This is a genomic window from Nesterenkonia sp. AN1 (assembly GCF_000582475.1).
Taxonomy (GTDB): Bacteria; Actinomycetota; Actinomycetes; order Actinomycetales; family Micrococcaceae; genus Nesterenkonia; species Nesterenkonia aurantiaca.
On the sequence record NZ_JEMO01000007.1, the window covers coordinates 23,294 to 45,658 of the forward strand.

General features: G+C 61.7%; 16 protein-coding genes and 1 pseudogene. 7 read left to right on the top strand and 10 right to left on the bottom strand.

Going from position 1 to position 22,365, the window contains the following annotated elements:
* Positions 1–79: 79 nt before the first annotated feature.
* The 3 genes from uvrA to BG28_RS05475 all read right to left on the bottom strand — a co-directional run bounded on the left by uvrA (position 80) and on the right by BG28_RS05475 (position 5,901).
* The gene (gene uvrA / locus BG28_RS05465) at positions 80–2,983 is read right to left on the bottom strand and encodes an excinuclease ABC subunit UvrA (RefSeq protein WP_235180989.1); all 2,904 of its coding nucleotides are present in this window, start codon (positions 2,981–2,983) and stop codon (positions 80–82) included.
* A gap of 253 nt (positions 2,984–3,236) precedes the next feature.
* Positions 3,237–4,676 (bottom strand): glycosyltransferase, encoded by a 1,440-nt coding sequence (locus BG28_RS05470; protein ID WP_235180990.1) that lies wholly within the window; start codon positions 4,674–4,676, stop codon positions 3,237–3,239.
* Entirely contained in the window at positions 4,633–5,901 is a 1,269-nt protein-coding gene (locus tag BG28_RS05475; protein ID WP_036474734.1) for a HEAT repeat domain-containing protein, read from the bottom strand. The genes BG28_RS05470 and BG28_RS05475 overlap by 44 nt, the downstream gene beginning before the upstream one ends.
* Positions 5,902–5,987: 86 nt before the next feature.
* Here BG28_RS05475 and BG28_RS05480 point away from each other — a divergent pair, with 86 nt between their 5' ends.
* On the top strand, positions 5,988–6,392 hold the full coding sequence (locus BG28_RS05480) for a response regulator transcription factor (RefSeq protein WP_200869302.1): 405 nt from the start codon (positions 5,988–5,990) through the stop codon (positions 6,390–6,392).
* Between the two features lie 28 nt (positions 6,393–6,420).
* On the opposite strand, the gene BG28_RS05485 is transcribed toward BG28_RS05480, so the two are convergent.
* Both BG28_RS05485 and BG28_RS05490 read right to left on the bottom strand, forming a co-directional pair.
* Positions 6,421–7,002, bottom strand: coding sequence for a glycoside hydrolase family 16 protein (locus BG28_RS05485; protein ID WP_036474737.1), 582 nt, complete (start codon positions 7,000–7,002; stop codon positions 6,421–6,423).
* Between the two features lie 66 nt (positions 7,003–7,068).
* Positions 7,069–9,852, bottom strand: coding sequence for a PAS domain-containing hybrid sensor histidine kinase/response regulator (locus tag BG28_RS05490; protein ID WP_084479478.1), 2,784 nt, complete (start codon positions 9,850–9,852; stop codon positions 7,069–7,071).
* 471 nt (positions 9,853–10,323) lie between these two features.
* On the opposite strand from BG28_RS05490, the gene BG28_RS05495 reads away from it, so the two are divergent.
* From BG28_RS05495 to BG28_RS05510, 4 genes are read left to right on the top strand one after another with little or no spacing between them, the layout of a single operon-like run.
* A complete protein-coding gene (locus tag BG28_RS05495; RefSeq protein WP_051501041.1) occupies positions 10,324–11,160 on the top strand; it encodes an HAD hydrolase-like protein in 837 nt (278 codons plus the stop codon).
* Positions 11,161–11,165: 5 nt separating this feature from the next.
* Positions 11,166–11,864 carry an MBL fold metallo-hydrolase gene (locus BG28_RS05500; RefSeq protein WP_036474738.1) on the top strand — a complete coding sequence of 233 codons (699 nt, stop codon included), beginning with the start codon at positions 11,166–11,168 and terminating at the stop codon, positions 11,862–11,864.
* On the top strand, positions 11,843–14,530 hold the full coding sequence (locus BG28_RS05505; RefSeq protein ID WP_051501042.1) for an RNA helicase: 2,688 nt from the start codon (positions 11,843–11,845) through the stop codon (positions 14,528–14,530). The genes BG28_RS05500 and BG28_RS05505 overlap by 22 nt, the downstream gene beginning before the upstream one ends.
* On the top strand, positions 14,527–15,858 hold the full coding sequence (locus BG28_RS05510; RefSeq protein WP_051501043.1) for an alpha/beta fold hydrolase: 1,332 nt from the start codon (positions 14,527–14,529) through the stop codon (positions 15,856–15,858). Before BG28_RS05505 ends, BG28_RS05510 begins: the two co-directional genes overlap by 4 nt.
* Before the next feature lie 3 nt (positions 15,859–15,861).
* On the opposite strand, the pseudogene BG28_RS05515 reads toward BG28_RS05510, so the two are convergent.
* Together BG28_RS05515 and BG28_RS15615 are read right to left on the bottom strand one after the other, a co-directional pair.
* Positions 15,862–17,063, bottom strand: a pseudogene (locus BG28_RS05515) (TerC family protein).
* A gap of 252 nt (positions 17,064–17,315) precedes the next feature.
* Complete coding sequence (locus tag BG28_RS15615; protein ID WP_161634799.1) at positions 17,316–17,474, bottom strand: hypothetical protein; 159 nt, start codon at positions 17,472–17,474, stop codon at positions 17,316–17,318.
* A 447-nt stretch (positions 17,475–17,921) separates the two neighbouring features.
* On the opposite strand from BG28_RS15615, the gene BG28_RS15800 reads away from it, so the two are divergent.
* Both BG28_RS15800 and BG28_RS16735 read left to right on the top strand, forming a co-directional pair.
* Complete coding sequence (locus BG28_RS15800; RefSeq protein WP_255342473.1) at positions 17,922–18,578, top strand: transposase; 657 nt, start codon at positions 17,922–17,924, stop codon at positions 18,576–18,578.
* 20 nt (positions 18,579–18,598) lie between these two features.
* Positions 18,599–18,829, top strand: coding sequence for a hypothetical protein (locus BG28_RS16735; RefSeq protein WP_369797196.1), 231 nt, complete (start codon positions 18,599–18,601; stop codon positions 18,827–18,829).
* A 186-nt stretch (positions 18,830–19,015) separates the two neighbouring features.
* Here the strand turns inward: BG28_RS16735 and BG28_RS14865 are convergent, their stop codons facing one another.
* From BG28_RS14865 to BG28_RS14870, 3 genes are all read right to left on the bottom strand, one after another.
* Positions 19,016–20,227: an O-antigen ligase gene (locus BG28_RS14865; protein ID WP_161634800.1), complete on the bottom strand. Its 1,212-nt coding sequence runs from the start codon at positions 20,225–20,227 to the stop codon at positions 19,016–19,018.
* Positions 20,228–20,309: 82 nt separating this feature from the next.
* Positions 20,310–21,365, bottom strand: coding sequence for a glycosyltransferase family A protein (locus BG28_RS14265; RefSeq protein WP_084479480.1), 1,056 nt, complete (start codon positions 21,363–21,365; stop codon positions 20,310–20,312).
* Positions 21,362–22,252 (bottom strand): ATP-grasp fold amidoligase family protein, encoded by an 891-nt coding sequence (locus BG28_RS14870; RefSeq protein WP_084479481.1) that lies wholly within the window; start codon positions 22,250–22,252, stop codon positions 21,362–21,364. Before BG28_RS14870 ends, BG28_RS14265 begins: the two co-directional genes overlap by 4 nt.
* Positions 22,253–22,365: the final 113 nt, after the last annotated feature.

A 22,365-nucleotide genomic window follows, 5' to 3' on the forward strand; every position in this document is an offset into this window, starting at 1 on the left:
TGATGTGCCTCCGCTTACTCGCTGATCAGCGTCGTTGTCCTGCGTGATGACGTGGGTGCCGGTCTGTGAACTGGCCCACTCACTTTAGCAGTGCGGCAAGGAATGCGCCCGTGTGGGAGCCGGTCTTCTCCGCCGTGGCGGCGACCTTCTCCGGGGTGCCCTGCGCGACGACGAGCCCGCCGCCGCTGCCGCCCTCGGGCCCGAGGTCGATCACCCAGTCCGAGGACTTGATCACGTCGAGGTTGTGCTCGATGGTGATCACGCTGTTGCCCTTCTCCACCAGTCCCTGAAGCACCTGCAGGAGCTTGCGGATGTCTTCGAAGTGCAGCCCGGTGGTGGGCTCGTCCAGCACATACACGCTGCGCCCGTTGGAGCGGCGCTGCAGCTCGGAGGCGAGCTTCACTCGCTGGGCCTCGCCGCCGGAGAGCGTGGTGGCCGACTGGCCGAGCCGCACATAGCCCAGGCCGACCTCGACCAGGGTGTTGAGGTGCCGGGCGATCGGGGCGAAGGCGGCGAAGAACTCCGCGGCCTCCTCGATCGGCATGTCGAGGACCTCGGCGATGTTCTTGTTCTTGTACTTCACCTCGAGGGTCTCGCGGTTGTACCGGGCGCCGTGGCAGACCTCGCAGGGCACGTAGACGTCGGGCAGGAAGTTCATCTCGATCTTCAGCGTGCCGTCGCCGGAGCAGGATTCGCAGCGGCCGCCCTTGATGTTGAAGGAGAACCTGCCCGGCTGGTAGCCGCGGGTCTTGGACTCGGGGGCCTGGGCGAAGAGCTTGCGTACGTGGTCGAAGACCCCGGTGTAGGTGGCCGGGTTGGAGCGCGGGGTGCGCCCGATCGGTGACTGGTCCACATGGATCACCTTGTCCAGGTGATCGTCGATCCCGTCGATCCGGCGGTGCCGACCGGGGACCTGCTTGGCGCCATTGAGCTTGTTCGCAAGGGACTTGTAGAGGATCTCGTTGATCAGCGTGGACTTACCCGACCCGGAGACCCCGGTGACCGAGAGGAAGATCCCCAGCGGGATCTCCACCGAGACCTTGTCCAGGTTGTTCTCCTGAGCCTCGATGACCTTGAGCATCCGGGTCTTGTCCACCGGGCGTCGGTTGGTCGGGACCGGGATGCTGCGCCGTCCGGAGAGGTAGTCGCCGGTGATCGAGTGGGTGTTCTCGCGCAGGCCCTGGACGGAGCCGGAGTGCACGATCTCGCCGCCGCGCTCACCGGCGCCGGGGCCGATGTCCACGATCCAGTCGGCCTCAGCGATGGTGTCCTCGTCGTGCTCCACCACGATCAGGGTGTTGCCGAGGTCGCGCAGCCGGGTGAGGGTCTGGATCAGCCGGGCGTTGTCGCGCTGGTGCAGCCCGATGGAGGGCTCGTCCAGCACGTAGAGCACCCCGACCAGGCCGGAGCCGATCTGGGTGGCGAGCCGGATCCGCTGGGCCTCGCCGCCGGAGAGCGTGCCGGCGGCGCGTTCCAGGTTCAGGTAGCTCAGGCCGACGTCGAGCAGGAAGTTCAGCCGGGCCAGGATCTCTTTGAGCACCTGGTCGGCGATGGCGGCGTCGCGGCTGGAGAGCTCCACGGTGGAGAAGAACTCGGCGCACTTGTCCAGCGGGAGCCGGGCGATCTCCGCGATGGAGGCGCCCTGCACGGTGACCGCGAGCGCGGCCGGGTTCAGCCGCTGGCCGTTGCAGGCCGGGCAGGGGACCTGGCGCATGTACTGCGCGTAGCGGTCCCGGGCGTTGTCGGACTCCACCTCGAGGTGCTTGCGCGAGATGTAGGAGAGCACGCCTTCGAACCCGGTGGAGTAGGTGCGTTCCCGACCGAAGCGGTTGCGGTACTGCACCACGACCTTGTGGTTGCGCCCGTGCAGCAGCGCCTTCTGCGCCTTCTTGGGCAGGTCCTTCCAGGGGGTGCGCACCGAGAACTCCAGCTCCTTGGACAGCGCAGTGATCAGTCGGAGCCAGTAATCCTTGGACGCCTTGCCCAGCGCCCAGGGCGCGATGGCGCCGCCTTCGAGGGAGAGCGTGTCATCGGGGATGACCAGGTCGATGTCCACCTCGAGGCTGGAGCCGATGCCGGAGCAGACCTCGCAGGCGCCGAAGGGGTTGTTGAAGGAGAAGGAGCGCGGCTCGATTTCGTCCAGCGCGAGCGGGTGCTCGTTGGGGCAGGCCAGGTTCTCGGAGAAGGGCCGCTGCTTGGGGCCGTTCAGGCCTTCGGGGACCCGATCGTTGGTGGGTTCGCCGGCCTCGTCGAGGTCGACCAGGTCGATGACCAGGCGCCCGTCGGCGAGCTTCAGCGCGGTCTCCACCGAGTCGGTGAGCCGCTGGCGCATGCCCTCGCGGATCACCAGGCGGTCGATGACCACCTCGATCTGGTGCTTATAGGTCTTCTCCAGCGTGGGCGGCTCGCTGAGCTGGATGATCTCCCCGTCGACGATGGCGCGGGAGAAGCCCTCGGAGGCGAGGTCGCGGAAGAGGTCCTTGAACTCACCCTTGCGGCCGCGGACCACCGGGGCCAGCACCTGGAACCGGGTCTTCTCGGGGAAGCCCAGGACCTGGTCGACGATCTGCTGCGGGGTCTGGCGTTCGATCTTCTCCCCGCAGGTGGGGCAGTGCGGGATCCCGATCCGGGCCCAGAGCAGTCGCAGGTAGTCGTGGATCTCGGTGACCGTGCCCACGGTGGAGCGGGGGTTCTTGGAGGTGGACTTCTGATCGATGGAGACCGCCGGGGACAGGCCCTCGATGAAGTCGATGTCGGGCTTGTCCACCCGGCCGAGGAACTGGCGGGCGTAGGCGGAGAGCGATTCGACATAGCGGCGCTGGCCCTCGGCGAAGATCGTGTCGAAGGCGAGCGAGGACTTGCCGGAGCCGGAGAGGCCGGTGAACACGATGAACGAGTTGCGCGGCAGCTCGACGGTGACGTCCTTGAGGTTGTGCTCGCGCGCCCCCTGGACCACGATCCGGTCGGCCTCGGCACGGCCGATCGTGCCGTTGGCGGCGGACTTCTCTCGCGCACCCTCGGCGTAATAGTCGTCGACGGATTCGATGATGGCTGTTTCGGCGGCTCGTTCTGACACGTCGTTCAGTGTAGAACCCCTGACGGGTTCGAACAAACGTTCGAAGCGAGAGCGGGGTGGGTGCCGCGGGAGTGTCGAGGACGTGGAACCTGTGTTTCATTCGCCCCAGGAGGCACAAACGGGTGATGCTCAACGCTGCACCGCTGTGGACCTCCAGTCGTCATCCTGTTGGATTGTCGAAGCCCTGCCGTTCCATAGCACCCCACGTCTGATTTTTTCTCAGGTAGGTGATGATGGCGAAAGCCCGCCAGAACGTATTGAGTTGCCGATATCCGAAATTCTCCAACACTGCGTAAGCGGTAATTCTGGCAAGATCTGACCACCGGTGGTAGCGACGCAGTCGCATCTCCTCCAGGAGCACCGCGGCGAGGGACAATATTATCCCGAGCCCGACAGCTGCGACGAAGAAGGCAACAGCGAAACCAACGTCGAGAATCCCCAGGCTCAAGCCGATCGTGAATGCTATGTATCCAACGAGTTCGATCACTGGGCCTAGTGCCTCGAAGAACAAGAAGTACGGCATCCCCAGCATGCCTACGGTTCCGTAGCGCGGATTGAACAGCATCGTGCGGTGGCGCTGAAGCGTGTCAAGCAGACCTCGGTGCCACCGATCCCGCTGCCGGCGCAGCACTCGAAGGGAGACGGGGACCTCGGTCCAGGCGACGGGATCCGGTACAAAAACTATCCGTTCCTTACACTTGGCGCTCCGGAGAGTCTTGTGCAGCCGAGTCACGAGCTCCATGTCCTCGCCCACGGTGTCGCTCGCGTAGCCGCCGGCTGCCACGATGTCGTGTCGCCGGAACATGCCGAAAGCGCCGGAGATGATCAATAGGGCGTTGAGTGAGCTCCACCCGGTCCGGCCAGCGAGGAAGGCACGCAGGTACTCCACGATCTGAAAGTTCGGCAGCGCCTGCCGAGAGGTCTTCACATCGATGACCCGTCCCATCTCCACGGTGCATCCATTCGCGACGCGCACGATGCCCCCCACCGCAGCCACATCACTGGATTCGATCATGGGACGAGCCAGACGCAGGAGGGCATCTTCTTCGAGAATGACGTCAGCGTCGATGCAGCAGATCAATGGGTAGCGGGCGGCACAGATTCCCGCGTTGAGAGCGTCGGCCTTTCCGCCGTTGTCCTTGTCGACGACCAGAATCTTGTCCCTCGCCGAGGTGTATACGGTCCTTATCGGTTGCGTCTGCAGCTCTGGCTGGACTGACTGGTCTGACGCTTTCAGTTCGAACTCCTTGCGCAGGATTTCGATAGTGCGATCGCGGGAGCCGTCGTTGATGACTACGATCTCGAACTTCGGGTAGTTCAGAGCGAGGAATGAACGGACACTGGCCGCTATGGTGGCTTCCTCGTTATATGCCGGGACGATCAAGGAGATTCCGGGAGCGTGCTGTGAGACCGCGAGCTCTGAAAATCCCGAGAACACTTCCCGGCGCGCGTAGTCTGAGACTACCCGGAATGAAATGACGTACAGCATCAGATAAAAGCCATTGAGCAGCAAAAAGTACCCCAGTATGGCGTAGTTGACGGCCAATACGAAACCTTCAGCCGTCATCCTCAACCCCTGCTTCTTGTCCCCGGCCTTCATCTTCAAATGTGGCAGGGCCTTCCAAGATACGTCTTAGAATTTCGCGTTCGTCATGGCCGAGCTCGGGAAACAGGTCGATGAGGTGTCGTGTGGCTCCAGCGCAGACGATGCTCGATATCGCTGTTCGGGCGCGCGCTCCCGGCTGGCCCGCAAGGGCCAAGTCGTGAACCAACCTGGCTGTGGCGCCGCTGGCCTCTAGAGCCGTCACTGCCTGATCTCGAATGTGCGCGTCTCGAGAGCATGCGAACTTGACCAACGTGTCCTCCCCGATGGGACCCATCTTTGCGAGGGCTTCACCTGCCGCGGTACGCACTGTCCACACTTCATCGGCCAGCAGTCTTCCCAGGGCTGGAACCCCAGAGGTGTCTCCGATTGACCCCAGGGCGTGGGCAGCCTGTTGACGGACCTCCCAATGATCGTCCCTGGAACATGTGCTCAGCAGCCGCACATCATTAGGCCCTCCGCAGCGACCCAGCGCCCAGACGGCTTCAGCACGGACCTCCACGCCCTGCGCGACGTCGATGGTCTCCCGGAGCACCGGGCGGGCCTGGTAGGACCGCATCCGCCCCAGAACACTGACCACGGCGAGGAATCCCTTGTCCACGACGTCGACATCGTGGAGAAGTCTCCGCTTCACATGCGCGATGAGCTGGGGAACGGCTTGGGTCCCAAGCCGATCCAAGTTCTCCGTGATGCGCAGTCGCGTCAACTCTGAGGGATCATCAAGAGTGCGCACCAAGATCTCCACCGCCTCAGGTGTCCCGAGTTGCGCCAGAGCGCGCGCAGCGACGGCGCGGACTGTCTCATCCTGATCAGTGACCAAAACCCCGAGATCCTCGATCTGTCGGGCGTCGCCGAAATGGCCCAGCCGCTCGGCCGCCCGGGCTCGGCGCCAGCGGCTGCGCGAATGCAGGGCGGCCTGATTTCTTGCAACCAGCCCCAGCTCACGGATCAGATCAAGCATCTGTTCCCGAGAAGAGCCATGTAGATATCTGATGCGTTCGACCAGTAGCGGGGTGAGGTCCCGATCGAGTCTGCGCAGACTTATTCGTTGCAACAGTGCCGGACCCTCGCCGTCCTGGAGGGACTTCTCCAACACCGGCTCGAGCTTCTCCTGATTCGCTCCCCGCCACCGCTCGACCATGCTGCGTAATGACTTGATGCTCACTGTGGTCGTCACCATCCCCAGGATCAACAGCACCAGTAGCGTGATAATCACCTGCATCCACCCCGGTATACCGAATCCCATGGATAGAATGTACCCGAACAATAGTTCGACAGCTTTTGGCATTTTTAGGGCGAGGGGTAGCAATGTCTGGACTTGACGGTGTCAAAATGATGGTTGTCGATGATGAGCGCGTGATTCGACGCATGATCACCGCCAAGCTCTCCGGTCTGGGTTGTCAGGTGACTGAGCTCGGTGATGGACAAGAAGCCCTCGATGCCCTGCACGAGGGTGCAAGACCCGACGTTCTAGTGGTGGATAAGCTCATGCCACGGCTCAATGGACTCCAGCTGGTACGTCGCCTGCGCAACAGTCCCATGGAGGATCTCGCGAAGCTGCCGATCATCATGCTCACGTCCCGACAAAGTGAGAACGACATCATCGAAGGGCTGGAAGCAGGACTCGATGACTACATCTCCAAGCCGTTCTCTCCCGATGAGCTCGCCGCGCGTGTTCGCACGGTGCTCTGGCGCTCGAGAGGACGAACCTGAGGTTGTCGCCTCAGGTGACGATCCCCCTTCAGCGAGGCGTTACTCGAACGTGGTCCGCTGCCACGAAGTGATCCTGCGGACTGCGTTCGCCCTGGAGCCACGTGGGAAACCATGCGTTGAGATGCAGGCGAAGTGGTCCGGCAGGCATCGTACCGCGGAGACTTTCCATGACTTCACCGTCTACGGAGAACTCCACCCCGTCGGCCCCATAGTCAAAACTGTAAGTGTGGAACTCCGCTGTCGGGTCGAAGGGAAGCTCACGGGTCCTGCTGACCTGTTGACCAGCTGAGTAATAGGTGAACATCACCCCGCCAGTCCGGTCGTTGAAGATCTCGATATCGATCTCCTGAGCCTCATCCGGCGGTTCGTAGAGGAAGAATCCGGTGATCGAGGAGGGGGCGTGTGGAACTCGCAGGCGTGCCTCAAACCTTCCGAAGCCAAAAGCTTCGACAGAGCGTATCTCTGCTCCATCGGTGGATTCCGCTGGCAGCTTCAAGCGCAACACATCGTCGGCGACGTCCACGCTCGAGGGTTCGAGAAGACTGCGCCCGAGACGATGACTACGTTTCGTCCAGTGCGCGTGTCGGAAAGAACTGAAATCCTCGTCCACAGCAGCTTCTTCTCCTCGCCTGCATACCCGACGGTCATGCGCGCTGACGTTTCCCCCCACGGCACACTAGACGCTCTTGGAGATTTCCTTCTCCAAGAACTCCTTGACGGCTTCGAATTCGCTCTCCACCATGCTGAGTTTCTGAGACAGCCCCGGCCGATCCCGCGCTTTGCTCAATTCTTGCACCTGACTAGCAAGTTTACTCAGGTGAAGGGCACCCATGCTGCCGCTGCTCCCCTGGAGCGCGTGCGCAAGCTGGCCCAACGCAGTGGGGTCATTCTGCGCAACGGCCGCTCTCATACTGCCAATCTGTGCGGGAGCATCTTCTAAGAACATGCCCACCAACTCAACGAATACCTCGTTCTCACCTTCCTGATTTAAGGCGCGCAGCGCCTTCAAGGTCTCCCGATCCAGGGGACACGAGGTCCGTTCTGGCGCTGCCTGGGGGTCCGGCACACCACCTGCTGGTGATCCGACCCAGCGCGACAATGTCACCTGCAGCTGTTTCTGATGAATCGGTTTCGGCAGATGGTCATCCATTCCAGCCGCCAGGGCCTGGTCACGGTCCTCGGCCAAGGCGTTGGCGGTCAGTGCTATGACAGGCAATCGGTCCTTTCCGGACTCTGCTTCTATCCGGCGCAGCTGGGCGGTGGCGCCGTAGCCATCCAGCTCAGGCATCTGAATATCCATCAACACTGCATCGAACGTCTGCCGCGACGCCGCTTCAACCGCAAGGCGTCCGTTCGCTGCGGTCTCTACCGTGTACCCCAAGTTTCTCAACATGGCGCTGGCGACCTTCTGGTTGATCATGTTGTCCTCAACCAACAGAATCCGACCGGCGTAGCCGACTCGCTCTCCCGAGTCCTCCTCCAGCGGTGGGTGCCTTCTACCTCTCTTCTCAGAGAATGGACTCGTCGTCTCCCCCCTGGCATCGGGAGCCGCCATGACCTGTGTCAACGATTCCAAGAGCTGGGACTGTCGGACCGGTTTGGTCAGGTAGGCCGCGATGCCTGCCTGTCTGGCTTGCTCCCCTAGGCACTCGCCTATCGAGGTCAACAGCAGAAGTCGGGTGTCCTTGTGCGTTGGGTCTGCCGTGATGACGCGCGCCAGCGTGATGCCGTCCATTCCCGGCATATGCATGTCCAGGATCGCTAAGTCATAGGGCTCTTGCGTCTCGGCCGCCGCCCGAAGCATCTGAAGCGCCTGGGGTCCGTCTTCTGCGGTGGCACTGTGCATCCCCCAGCTAGCGAGCTGATGCTCAAGAATGCTCCGGTGCGTCGGACTGTCATCCACGACTAGGACCCGGGTCCCCAGCATATTGTGAGGATGGTCGTGCGGGTCTGCATCCCTGACGTCAGGTGTCTGTTTCATCAAAGGGGCGGTGAAAGTGAATGTGCTTCCGCTCCCTGGAATGCTTATCACACCCATCTCGCCACCCATCAGTTCGCTCAACCTACTGGCGATCGAAAGCCCTAGACCTGTTCCACCAAAGCGTCTCGACGTGGATCCCTCGGCCTGGGAAAACGCTGAAAAAAGTCGATCTTCCTGGTCTTTGCTGATACCGATACCTGTATCGGTGACTTCGAACCGGATTGTAGCAGCGCCTCCGGCCTCTTGATCACAGGAAGCGCTGATGACAACCTCACCTGAATCGGTGAATTTCACGGCGTTTCCGACGATATTGCTCAATATCTGTCGGATGCGGAACGAATCACCTGCCAACTTCGTCGGCGTGCCTGGTTCAACAAAACCACTCAGGTCAAGCCCCTTATTGTGGGCAGGGGCGGCGAAGAGCTGGGTAATTCCTTCAATGGTCTCGCCCAGATCAAAGTTGGTGATATCAAGCTCCATCCTGCCGGCCTCGATCTTAGAGAAGTCTAGGATGTCGTTGATCACCGACAACAGCGCCTCACCTGAACTCTGCAGAGTCTGCGCATAGTCGCGCTGCTGAGTAGAGAGCTCTGTCTCCAGGAGCAACTCAGTCATGCCGATGACGCCATTCATCGGTGTGCGAATCTCGTGTGACATATTAGCCAGAAACTGACTCTTCGCCCTGTTCGCCGTCTCAGCAGCCTCCTTCGCAGAACGCAGCTGAGTGGAAACCAGATCACGGGTCGTCACATCGACAGCGACGCCGATCACTCCCGTCACCAGACCGTCGTGACCCCGAGTGGGCGAGAACGTCACAGAGTAGACCACCGCATCAATCCGGATATCAACAGTCGCCCTCTCGCCTGCCAACGCACCTCTTACAGCAGTGATAATTTCAACATTATCAGAATAGATATCAAAGATTGACTCTCCCACGAGCTCTTTTGAAGCGACACCTATGACAGCAAGTCCTTGCCCTTCTGAAAGCGTTAAGATTCCATCGGCATCTATAGCAAAGAGCACCACGGGAGCATTATCGACTAAGGCTTGAAGTCGGGTTTCACTCTCTATAAGCTTTTTCTGAATCTGTCTTTGCGACGTAAGGTCATCGTTGATGACGATAATCGCTTCAGGTTCACCGGTCTCATTCCGCAGGGGGACCCATCGACAAAGAACGACCAGTTCGCTGCCGTCTCTGGCGGCTTGCTTCAATTCACTTTCCCACCGGCCGTCACGAAACACGGCCGCGTTGATTTGTTCGAGCGGAACAGGGAACTGTGTCTGAAGCAGGTCGTAGGCCACCTTTCCTTCGGCGTCCTGCTTAGACCACCCATACATGTCCTCTGCACCGCTGTTCCAGAAGAGGATACGTCCGTCTAGATCGCGCACGTAGATGGCTTCATGGACCAAATTCAGCAGCCACTCCTGGGCGGTCGTAGACAACGTCCACTGCGCGCCCGAGAATCCTTGAGCATTCATTGTTGAAACAACCCCGTACGTCGGAATTACAGTTCTCGGTCTCACTGTAGATGCTCGAACATCATCTCCACGGCAACCATCCAGACCGACTTGCCCTGTTCTCCGATGAATCCAGATTCTCGCAAATCGGTTGTTGAGCACTCCGTCTTGACCCGCGATTCTTCTTCTACGAGAGCGGCGTGCCGTCTCACTCCGCCCATGGATCCATAGGGCCCTGGTCGGGTATCTCAGGAAGCGGATCAAGGCGGTTCTTGTGGATGGTCTGAAAGCCACCCGGCTCCGCCAGTCCACGATGACCTCGACGCTCTGGACCCCGCGATAGACCACTCAGCAACACAAGTTGAGGGGCGGATTCTGCGGGCATCTCATGCGGTTCTCGGGCCAAACTAGTCGCAGATTCCGCCCCTCAACGAAGGGTGGCGTTCATCACGACGACGCCGGCGCCGCATCGGCCCGTGTCACAATGGCGCGGTGAACTCTGACTCCCTCACCGCATCCGCCGCCGTCCGCCCCGCCGAGAGTGCCGTGGCAGCACCCGATACCCGGGCCGTGCTCTTCGATCTCGACGGCACCCTGGTGGATCCGGCGGGAGCGATCACCCTGGGCATCGTGCATGCACTGAACGTCCACGGCATCGAGATCCCGGACCAGGAGGTGCTGGACTCCTTCGTGGGCCCGCCGCTGGCCACCTCGCTGGCCAGTCTGCCCGGGGTCACCGAGGCGCTGATCCCCTCCATCGTGGAGGAATACCGACAGCGCTACCTGGCCGAGGGCATGGCGGCCAGCCAGGTCTACCCCGGGATCGAGAAGCTGCTGGGCACGCTCAACGCGGCCGGCGTGGTCTGCGCGGTGGCGACCTCCAAGCCCACCGGACTGGCTGAGCGGCTGCTGGAGATCCAGGGCATCCGCGAGCACTTCGCCGCGGTGCACGGCTCCCCGGAGGACGAGTCGATCCCGCACGCCGGAAAGGGCCCGATCCTGGGCGCCGCACTGGAGGCGATCGGCCTGGACCCCGCGGCCGGTCCGCTCGCGGAGACCGCCCCAGACGCCACGGTGGTGATGGTCGGTGACCGGATCTTCGACGTGGACGGCGCCGCTGACCACGGACTGCGCTGCATCGGGGTGCGCTGGGGCTACGCCCCGGCCGGAGAGCTGGAAGCCGCTGGCGCGTACCCGATCGTCAGCACCGCCGAGCGCCTTGAAGACGCGCTGGCCTCCGCCGGAATCCTGGACCGCGCCCCGCAGAAGGCCCACGCCCCGGGGTCCGTCCGCTTCGTGGCCCCGCGGAGTCGCCAGACCATAGACTGACCCCTATGGCCTCTGACAGTTCTCTGCTCTACGATCTCCCTGCGATCACGCTGCGCCGCATCTCGGTCTCCGAGATGAGCAACAACGTGTATCTGCTCACCGCCAAGAAGTCCGGGGTCCAGGTGCTGATCGATGCCGCCGACGACGCCGGGGCCATCCGGAGCCTGCTCGCTGAAGCCGCCCAGGACACGCCCTGCCCGCTGGAGCTCTCCGCGGTGCTCACCACGCACTCGCACTGGGATCACATCCGGGCCCTGGAGGAGCTGCTCGGCTCCCCCGCCGGCGGATCCGGCGCCGGAACCTCTCCCCGCCCGGAGTCCGCGGCCGGCGCCGAGGACGCCGGCACCATCGAGGCCGAGAAGAACGTCACCATCGACCGGCGGCTGAGCCACGGCGAGAGCCTGTCCTATGACGGCATCGCGCTGAACGTGATCCACCTGCGCGGTCACACCCCCGGGTCCGTGGCCTTCGTCTACCGAGTGGAAGACGGCCCCACGCATATCTTCACCGGAGACTCGCTCTTCCCCGGCGGGGTCGGCAAGACCTGGGGGAAAGAGGACTTCAGCTCGCTGCTCGATGACGTGGAGGCTCGGCTCTTCGCCGAGTACGAGGACGACACGATCATCCACCCCGGCCATGGTGACCCCACCACGCTGGGCGCCGAACGCGCCTCGCTCCCCGCATGGCGGGAACGCGGCTGGTGAGCGCCGTGACCGCGCTCAGCCCGTCCAAGCGGCTGCACAAGCTGGAGAGCTCCGCCGAGACCGCAGGCCCCGCCGAGCCGGAGGAGCTCTACGCGGCCTTCGAGTCCTGGACCCAGACCCAGGGGATCACGCTGTATCCCGCCCAGCAGGACGCCATCCTGGAACTCGCCGACGGCCAGCACGTCATCATGGCCACCCCCACCGGATCGGGCAAGTCCCTGGTCGCCACCGCCGCGCACTTCTTCGCGCTCTCCCGCGGGGAGCGCAGCGTCTACACCGCCCCGATCAAGGCGCTGGTCTCGGAGAAGTTCTTCTCCCTGGTGGAGATCTTCGGCGCCGAGAACGTCGGGATGGTCACCGGTGACTCCTCGGTCAACGCCGAGGCCCCGATCGTGTGCTGCACCGCGGAGATCCTCGCCAATGAGGCGCTGCGCGACGGCCGCGATGCCAACGTCGGCCCGGTGATCATGGACGAGTTCCACTTCTACGCCGATCCGCAGCGCGGCTGGGCCTGGCAGGTCCCGCTGCTGGAGCTCACCGGCCGCGCCGAGCCCGCCACCCCGGGCCACGGCGCCTCCGGCAGCCGGGCACAGTTCCTGCTGATGTCCGCCACCCTGGGCGACACCTCCCGGTTCGAGGCCCGGCTCAGCGAAGGGACCGGACGCGACGTCGTCACGGTCTCCAGCGCCGAGCGTCCGGTGCCGCTGAGCTACGAGTACTCCACCACCGCGCTGCAGACCAAGCTCGAGGAGCTGGTCACCACACACCAGGCCCCGGTCTACGTGGTGCACTTCTCCCAGCGCGAGGCGGCCGAGCGCGCCGTCGGCCTGGCCTCGCTCAATGTGGTCTCCAAGGAGGAGCGCGAGGCGATCCGGCTCAAGCTGGAGACCTTCCGCTTCGCAGCAGGCTTCGGCAAGACGCTGAATCGGCTGCTGCGCGCCGGGATCGGGGTGCACCACGCCGGGATGCTGCCGAAGTACCGCCGGCTGGTGGAGCAGCTCGCCCAGCAGGGCCTGCTGAAGGTCATCTGCGGCACCGACACCCTCGGCGTCGGGATCAACGTGCCGATCCGCACGGTCCTGCTGACCGCGCTGAGCAAATACGACGGCACCCGCACCCGGCAGCTCAACGCGCGTGAGTTCCACCAGATCGCCGGGCGCGCCGGCCGGGCCGGGTTCGACACCCACGGCACCGTGGTGGTCCAGGCGCCGGAGCACGTGATCGAGAACAACGCCTCCATCGAGAAGGCCCGCGCCAAGCACGGTGACGATGAGAAGAAGGTCACCCAGGCGATCCGCTCGGCCGGGAAGAAGAAGCCCCGCGACGGGTTCGTCTCCTGGAGCGACAAGACCTTCGAACGGATCATCGTCGCCACCCCGGAGCCGATGGTCTCGCGGATGAAGGTCAGCTACTCGATGGTGCTGCACCTGCTGGAGCGGCCGGAGGACCCGATCCGGGCGATGCGCCGGATGATCCTGGCCGCCGATGAGACCCCGGCCCGGAAGGCCCAGCTGCAGCGCCAGGCGCTGCAGATCCTGCGCGAGCTGCTCACCGCCGGGGTGCTCGAGCGCCTGGAGCGTCCCGATGAGGACGGCCGCACCGTGGACCTGACCCTGGACCTGCAGGACAACTTCGCGCTGAACCAGCCGCTGGCCCCCTTCGCGGTGGCCGCGGTGGAGCTGCTGGACACCGAGTCCGAGTCCTACGCCCACGATGTGATCAGCGTGATCGAGTCCATCCTGGAGACCCCGCACCAGATCACCGGCGCCCAGGTGAAGCAGCTGAAGGCGGAGAAGATCGGCGAGCTCAAGGCCGAGGGGGTGGAGTATGTGGACCGGATGCGGATCCTCGACGAGCTCACCCACCCGCAGCCGCTGGCCGAGCTGCTGACCCAGCAGTTCGAGATCTACCGCACCGGCGCGCCCTGGGTCTCCGATCACGCGCTGCAGCCGAAGTCGGTGGTCCGGGACATGTTGGAGCGGGCCTTCGACTTCACCACGATGGTGAACCACTACCAGATCGCCCGGTCTGAGGGCGTGCTGCTGCGCTACCTCAGCGATGCCTATAAGGCGCTGAAGCAGACGGTCCCGGAGAACCGGCTCACCGAGGAGCTCGAGGACCTGCTCGCCTGGCTGGGCGAGGTGGTGCGTCAGACCGACAGCTCGCTGCTGGAGGAATGGGAGCGGCTCCAGGCCGGGGATGACCCCGAGAGGCTGGCCGAACTCGCCGCCATGGAGGCGGATATCTCCGCACTGGACCACCCGGACCGGGTGACCTCCAATGCGCGCGCCTTCAAGGTGATGGTGCGCAACGCGCTGTTCCTGCGTGCCGAGCTCTTCGCCGAGGAGAAGGAGGCGAAGCTCGCCGAACTCGACGCCGAGCACGGCTGGGACAAGGACCGCTGGGGTCAGGCGCTGGACGCCTACTTCAACATCTACGAAGAGGTCTACACCGACGCTCAGTCCCGCGGGCCCTCCCTGGTGCGGATCGAGACCTCCCCCAAGGACACCCCGGACCCGGAGCGGCGCTACTGGCGGGCCGTGCAGGTGCTGGATGACCCAGAGGGCAACCACGACTGGGGCATCCACGCCTGGATCGACCTCACCGCCTCGGATGAGACCGGGGCCCCCGTGGTGATCATGGACCGGGTCGGCGAACTGGGATGAGGCCGGCCTGGACCGCGACCGCCGGTGCCAGCTCCACCCTGATCGACGGCACCCAGATCACCGATCACTGGCTCCAGGTTCCGCTCGATCACCGAGCTCCCGACGGCGAGGCGATCCGGATCTATGCCCGCGAGTTCGTCGCCGCGGACGCCGTCAAGCAGGGCCGGGAGCATGTGGAGTCCCTCCCCTGGCTGCTGTTCCTCCAGGGCGGGCCCGGCGGGAAGGGCAGCCGGCCGGCGAAGCTCGGCGGCTGGATGAGCGAGGCCGGCACGAAGTTCCGGATCCTGATGCTGGACCAGCGCGGCACCGGGCTCTCCACCCCACTCACCCGGCACTCGCTCAGCCTCCAGGGCGAAGCCGCCGCCCAGGCCGCGCACATGCGGCACTTCCGCGCGGATTCGATCGTGGCCGACGCCGAGGCGTTCCGGCGCGCACTGGGACTGGACTCCTGGAGCGTGCTGGGGCAGAGCTTCGGTGGATTCACCACGCTAAGCTACCTCTCCCTCGCTCCTGAGTCCCTGGACCGGGCGCTGATCACCGGCGGGCTGGCCCCGCTGACCGGTCACGCAGACCGGGTCTACCGGGCCACCTACGCCAAGATGCGGTCCCGGAACGCCGAGCACTTTGCCCGGTTCCCGCAGGACCGAGAGATCCTGGACGGGGTCTTCGCCCACCTGCGCGCCCATCAGGTGCGGCTGTTGGACGGCTCTATGCTGACCCCGGCTCGGCTTCAGCTGATCGGGATGCTGTTGGGCGGCAATACCCGGGCCGATTCGCTGCATTACCTGCTCGAGGAGGCCTTCACCGGGCCGGAGTGCCCGCAGCTCTCCGACACGTTCCTGGCCGCGGTGGGCCAGCAGCTCTCCTTCGCAGGGAACCCGATGTACGCGGTGATGCATGAGTCCATCTACGGCCAGCCCGCCGAGCTGACCGATGGAGTCGCCGCCACGGGCTGGGCGGCCCAGCGCGTGGGCGCCGAGTTCCCGGAGTTCGACGCCGAGGGGGCCTCCCCCCTGCTGTTGGGCGAGATGATCCTGCGCGAGCATCTGCTGCTGGACCCGACGCTCGCGGATCTCCTCGAGGCCGCAGACCTGCTGGCCGCCGTGGAGGACTGGGAGCCGCTCTACGACCTCGCCCAGCTGCGCCGGAACCGGGTGCCCACCGCCGCGGCGCTCTACACCGATGACGTGTACGTGGCGCGGGAGCTCTCCTGGGAGACCGCCGATGTGATCGGCGGGATCATCGTCTGGGAGACGAACGAGTTCCACCACGACGGCCTGGGCGACGACGGCGCCCGGGTCTTCGCGGAGCTGCTGAAACGCACCTGAGGCTTATTTGACCCCGGTGCGCAGCCCGCGGGCCTTCTCCAGCAGGGCAAGGTACTGGCCGCGGTGCTCAATCAGGTCTGCCTGGTATTTCTCCGGCACGCTCGCGACCTTTGCGGACCAGTAGTCGGACTTCTCTGCCGTCTTGATCAGGCTGAACTCGCGGTCCTCGGGAGCCTTCTCGGAGAGGTCCACATAGCGCTGGTTGTACTTCTCGGCGTTCTGGATGGCGCGCAGCGCGCGGCCCTTCGGTGCCAGCAGAGATGTGGTCACCGTGAAGATCAGCACGCCGACGATGACCAGCAGCGAGAGACCGGTCTCGATCTCCACCACGGAGACGTCTTCCCCGTTGTTGATGAAGGCAGGTTGTTCTCGTGCAGAGCGTGGATCATCAGCTTGACGCCGATGAAGCCCAGGATCAGCGCCAGGCCGTAGGAGAGGTAGATGAGCCGGTCCAACAGGCCGTCGATGAGGAAGTAGAGCTGACGCAGACCCATCAGGGAGAACGCGGTGGCGGCGAAGACGATGAACGGCTCCTGGGTCAGCCCATAGATGGCCGGGATCGAGTCCACCGCAAAGAGCAGGTCGGTGCCGCCGATGGCGAGCATGACCAGCAGCATGGGAGTGAACATGCGCTTGCCGTTCACCGTGGTGGTGATCTTGTCCCCGTGGTATTCCTCGGTGGTGTTCAGATGCTTGCGGGCGAAGCGGATGAAGAAGTTGTTCGCCTCGTCTCCCCCGGTGTCCCCGGCGAGCTCTTTCTTGAGCAGCTGGCCTGCGGTCATGAGCAGGATGATGCCGAAGAGGTAGAAGACATCGCTCCAGAGGTTGATCAGCCCGGCACCAATGAGGATGAACCCGCTGCGCGCGATCAGCGCGAAGACGATGCCGAAGAGCAGCACCTTCTGCTGGTATTCACGGGGGACGTTGAAGCTGCCGATGATGACCAGGAAGACGAACAGGTTGTCCACCGAGAGCGCCTTCTCGGTGACGTAGCCGGCGTAGTACTCGGTGGCCATCTCCGGGTGGCCCAGGGCGAAGAAGCCCAGGCCGAAGAGCAGGGCCACCCCCACGTAGAAGGCAGACCAGAGGGCCGCTTCCTTGATGGTGGGGGTATGCGCCTTGCGGACGTGGAAGACGAAGTCGAAGAGCAGCAGGCCGATGATCAGCGCAAGCGTGACGGTCCAGATAAGTGGGGAAATCTCCATGAAGGAGCCTTTCGCGCAGATGGGCACAGCGATGTCATCGCGAGTCTCTCCGCCTGAGTCCAGGCCTCTGTGTCCGGCGAGGCGACGATGCCCCGCGTGCTGACGACCACAGTGTTAGGGATACTCCCCCACGCTTGGATGATGATACACCTGCCGAGTCGCAGCAGGACGTTACCAGTCGCGGCGCGTGAACCTCCGGCAAGCAAAGAGTCCATGCGCCGATGAGGACCACGTAAACAAACTGGGGGGCGTCTATGGTTTTCGTGAAGCCGACAGGGCGTGCTCTGATGCGACCGGCAGGGCGAGGTCTTGGTAGAGGGTCCCATCGCGCAGCATCGCGTAGAGAGTGTCCAGCCAGCGTCGGGCTAGCATCGGCACGATCATCGCCGCCTCATCGGTGCCGGCGACCATCTACTCCTCGAAACCCGGGACAGACCATGCTCGTCATCCAAGTTGGAAAACAAGCCATCGTATTAGGGCGTCGTGCCTCTGACTTGTCTTGAATGAGAGGGTGGCCGGCACTGGGGAGCCTGCAGCTTCGTAGTGTTGATGGTGACGGTCAGCGTTGGTCCGCGTGCTTCTTGCCGCCCCAGAAATGGGACTGGCTCACTGATGGGGTGCCCGGCTGACCGTCATCGGCCCTGGGTGTGGTTCAACAGAGGCGTGTAGGTGATTCAAAGTCAGAGTGCCCACCGAGGGAGCTTCATGTCCCTACGAGTGGAAGCAGCCCGTCATGATTGTCATCGGAATCGATCCACATAAATCATCACTCACCGCCGCAGCCCTTGAAGCCGATGGGACTACCAGCGCCTGTCGGCGTTTCGCGGTGAACAAGGGCACGGGCTCGGCCGTGCTGACATGGGCCTCGCAGTTCGAGGAGGTCCGCTTCGCTGTGGAAGGCGCCCGGGGCCTCGGACGGGGCATCCCCAGTTCCTGCTCAATCAGGGCCATGAAGTCCTCGACGTGCCTTCCACGTTGTCGATGAAGGCCCGGGTCCTGCACACCCGTGGTGGTCGTAAGTCCGATGCCGCTGATGCGCGAGCCGTGGGCTGGGTCGCCCAGCATCACGAGGGTCTCCGACCGGTGGCGGCGGAGGATCACGCCGAGATCCTTGACCTGCTGACCCGCCAACGCGACGGATTCAAAGGTGAACGCACCCGTGCCCTGAATCGCCTCCACGACCTGCTTCGGGATCTGATCCCCGGCGGAGTGCCACGAGGCCTGACGCTGACCCGGGGTCGGACTGTGTTGAGGGGCTTGCGGCCCGCCACTGCGATGGGTCGGACTCGTCGGGATCTCGCGCGCGATCTGATCGGTGAGGTGGCCCGGTTGGAGAAGCTCATGGACGATTACGAGCAGCTGATCGCCGAGGAGCTACAGGCCTCGGGCACGTCCTTGATGGGGCTCCATGGCATCAGCACGATCATGGCTGGAAAGATCTTGGGTGAGGTTGGGGATGTGCGCCGGTTCCGCTCGGCGGGCACTTCGCCAGCTTTACCGGTGCTGCGCCCCTAGATACTTCCAGTGGAAACAATCTGAGGCAGCGCTTGAATCCTGGTGGCAATCGTCGTTCGAACTCGGTTCTGCATGTCATCGCGGGGTGCCAGATAGAGCATGGAGGTCTCGGCCGCGACTACTACCTGAAGAAACTGGCGGAGGGCAAGACCCCTCGAGAAGCTCGCAGGGCCCTCAAGCGCAGGCTGAGCATTGTCATCTACCGCACGATTCTCAAGGACCTCAGCACAGCCCCAACGGCCATCTCTTGACACAGAGGCCCTATCAGCGACCCATGCTCCGCCGCCACCAGCCCCTGGGTAACAACACCCCCGAATCATGGGGTGACTGGGGGCAAACGATCATGCCCAGAAACCGGACCGGCCAACACCACTCATCCTGCTGAAAAGCAATGTCCCTAAAAGCTAACGAGGCACGCCGACGAACACCAGGGAAAACTAGAAGCTCGTGCGCCCGAGCTGACGCGCCACTGCGCGGCTACCGTCTTGCTGGTCCACGAGCCTCAGATGACCCCTAGCCTTTAGAGAAGCAAAAAGAATTGCGAACAAAGAGAACGTAGCGAAATGATTATAGGATATAAATATAAACATACCCATTCCAGCAAAGGCGTACACAGCCACGACAGTCGACACAACTAAGCCGTCCGAAGCAGCACCCAGGGACTGAAGCCTATATCCATTCAAGAACGATACAACGAGAATTATTATAAGAAACAGAGTTCCAAAAATTCCGAGATCTATCGAAGTTTGTATATAAGACTGATGGAAGTGAGAAAGATTATAACCCTCAAAACGGGACGCACTAGCAAGTAGTCCTGCGCCTTCACCACCCGGGAAATAGGCCTGAAATCCCCAACCCCAAATGGGTCTTTCGCCGATGGAATCCATTCCCCAATCCCAAATCAGCGTCCGACCGGTGAGTGTCGCATCACGACCCAACAAGTCAAGAATCCTGTCACCGGAGAACATTGCCACAACTCCGACAGGCAAAACGACAGCAGTCACAAGGCCAAGACAACCCAGCACCGGAACCCTCGGAGCAACAACAACGAGTACTGCCATGACTAGGAGCGCCAAGAGCGATAGAAGTATTCCAGTCGCCGACCCGGCGCAAGCAATAAACAAGGCGCAGACGACAACTCCGAACCACCGCTGACGCCCAGAGAACTTGCAGATCGAGATAACTGCACCAACCAGCGCGAAGAGTCCACCGGCCACGTTATGGCTGAAGAATCCTCGAAGCCGTATCGCACCATCGAGGACTAAGTTCTCGCGCGCATGAGGATCGATAATATATACATTGTTAAAGCCAACAAAATAAGCTACTATTCCCGCAAGTGAGAGGAAAACTATCGTTCTACCGAAAACTAGTAGAGTCTTCGAAAGCCCAAGCTCCGAAGCCATTATATAGGCGACGACTATATTGCAGATTAACTGGAGTCCATATAGCGACGAAGACTCGACACTAACGGACCAGAATCCAGACAAAAAAATGAAGGAAACACTAAACAGCGTCCACGCAAGAATCACCCGGCTGAAGTAACTACTCGATACAACGACAAGCGCCGCTGCCACGTTGAGCAACAGCCAACTGATAACAAATACGCTGTTATCGCTTTGATTTCCATCTACCTCTGAAGGAATAAGCACTACTGCGTTCGCACCTAAGGTGCAAGCAGTGTACAGGTAAAAAAAAGCCAGGCGCATTCCTGCTAACGACAATTCAGATACCTCATTGAGCTCGTCGGAAACTTGACATAACGCGACGCATTTGAAGCGGTAAGTTCTTGCATGATCGCGCCACCCTGATCAAACCATCTGGTTGCAACGGCAACAGAGAAACTGTCCTCGCGCACCAAATAGACGGACGACTCGAGCGAGGCACCGAATAGACGCTCGCATCTACGATATCAGCAAGCTCCCGCGCCTCTTTCCCTCGACCCATTAATTCGAGCTTGATGATGCGGTTGGTCAGACCCCTCTCAATGCGGCGTTTCGCACCCTCCAGACTGGCATCCAGTCCATCCAACTGCGCCAACTGCAATAAAGCGTCTCGTTGATCCGCCGTTACGCCGTGAACCATCGCAACAAGCGCCTGATACCGAATCTGATCGAAAGATTTTCGGGGATCGAAGCTGACGCCGTCGCGCTGAGCAATACGCGTGTACAACTGATCAGGGAGGTAGATCCCATGACCGCTCTCCAGAATCCGCAGAAACAGATCCCAGTCAGCACACCACTTGAATGTCTCCTCAAACCCACCCACGGCTTTCAGAGCGGAAGTTCGATACATCACGGTGCCATGGGTGAAGGGAACGGTCTCGAGCAGGTCATCCACCGAAAACTTCCGTTGGGCAAAACTGCTGTCGAGAAACTCGCTCCCTGAGATCAGATCCTTCGTCACGCTTGCCGAGGCGCACATGACGGCATCCGGGTCACTTTCGAGCGCTTCTACTTGTAGTGAGATCCGATCTCTATGGCACGCATCACCCGATCCCACCACTGCGATGTAGCGAGTATCGATAGGACCGATGGCTTCGTTCAGACCTGGAGTCAATCCCAGGTTGCTCTGATTCCTCCGAACTCTGACTCTGGGGTCCCCTAGTTCGTCCCTAGTTGCCACAAGTTTGTCCCAGGTCCCGTCTGATGACCCGTCGTCCCAGAGATCACTCGTGAAGCTTTTGTACGTTTGGTCGGCGATAGATTCAAGTGTCCTCTCAACACCACTAGATCGATTGAAGAAAGGACTTATGATTGTGACAAGTGGATGGCTCGCAGTCAGGCTCATCGAACATCCTCGATTCTTGGGAGGTTCCACATGCTGCCCAGCCACGTGTCTGCCTCAGGTGGATCAAAGCGCTGCAGACCTCGTGTTGGGTAGGGAGTGAGTTCTCCGAAATAAACGCCGTCAGGAGTGTCGTACAAATCTACGCGCACGAAATCGAAATCTTCTGCGAGCTTTTCGGCAATCACGATCATCTCCCTTAAACGATCAGGACATGGGACTTCATCAACTACCTCAACATCAGACTTTTTAAGATTGAGTGAGTGCCAGTCTCTATCATAGTACCTGTGCCCTTTCGTGACTCCATACTCGTCGGGAATCCGAAAATACACCATTTCAACGCGCCCATGGAACGTCCAGAACTTATACTCGGGAGGCGCCAACGAGCTCGTGCTTGGAAGTTTCTTTTCCAGTAAAAATCCATCGGCTGCTAAAGACCCAAGCCACTCCGCACGAAGCTTTAATTCTCTAACAGGTGCGCTCAGCATTCTATCAAGTCTGGCTCCACTCGACCCGATAGCACCCTCCCCGAACGTGACATGACCGGCCCCAGCAATCGGCTTGGCTACCCACGAGCAACCCCAGTCCACATCTGCAATTGCCCGCGGGTCTGTGCCAGCCCAGAGCGTCTCCGGGATCTGCACTTCAGGACACACCTCAGCCGCATACTTCTTCATTCTAATTTTGTCGCCAGCCAAGCCAATATGTGGTCGACGATCGTTGATTATACGCCATTGCATTTTCTCTGAAAATTTAACAGGGGTACTGAGTTCAGGATTCCTTCTGTAAGTGCGAAGATACAGGAGGCGTCGCCGTACACGAATTGGTAACGCATATAAAGCATTAAATGACGCCATTTTAACTAACTCCATAGAACCTCCCCGTTTCATATTTAACTTTACTTAAATGATGAGTACCCATTTTTTTCTTCCCAGAACGTCCAATATAGAGATAATCCGATAAACAATGAATAGCTGATAGTAAGTCCGACTGAAAGTGCGAT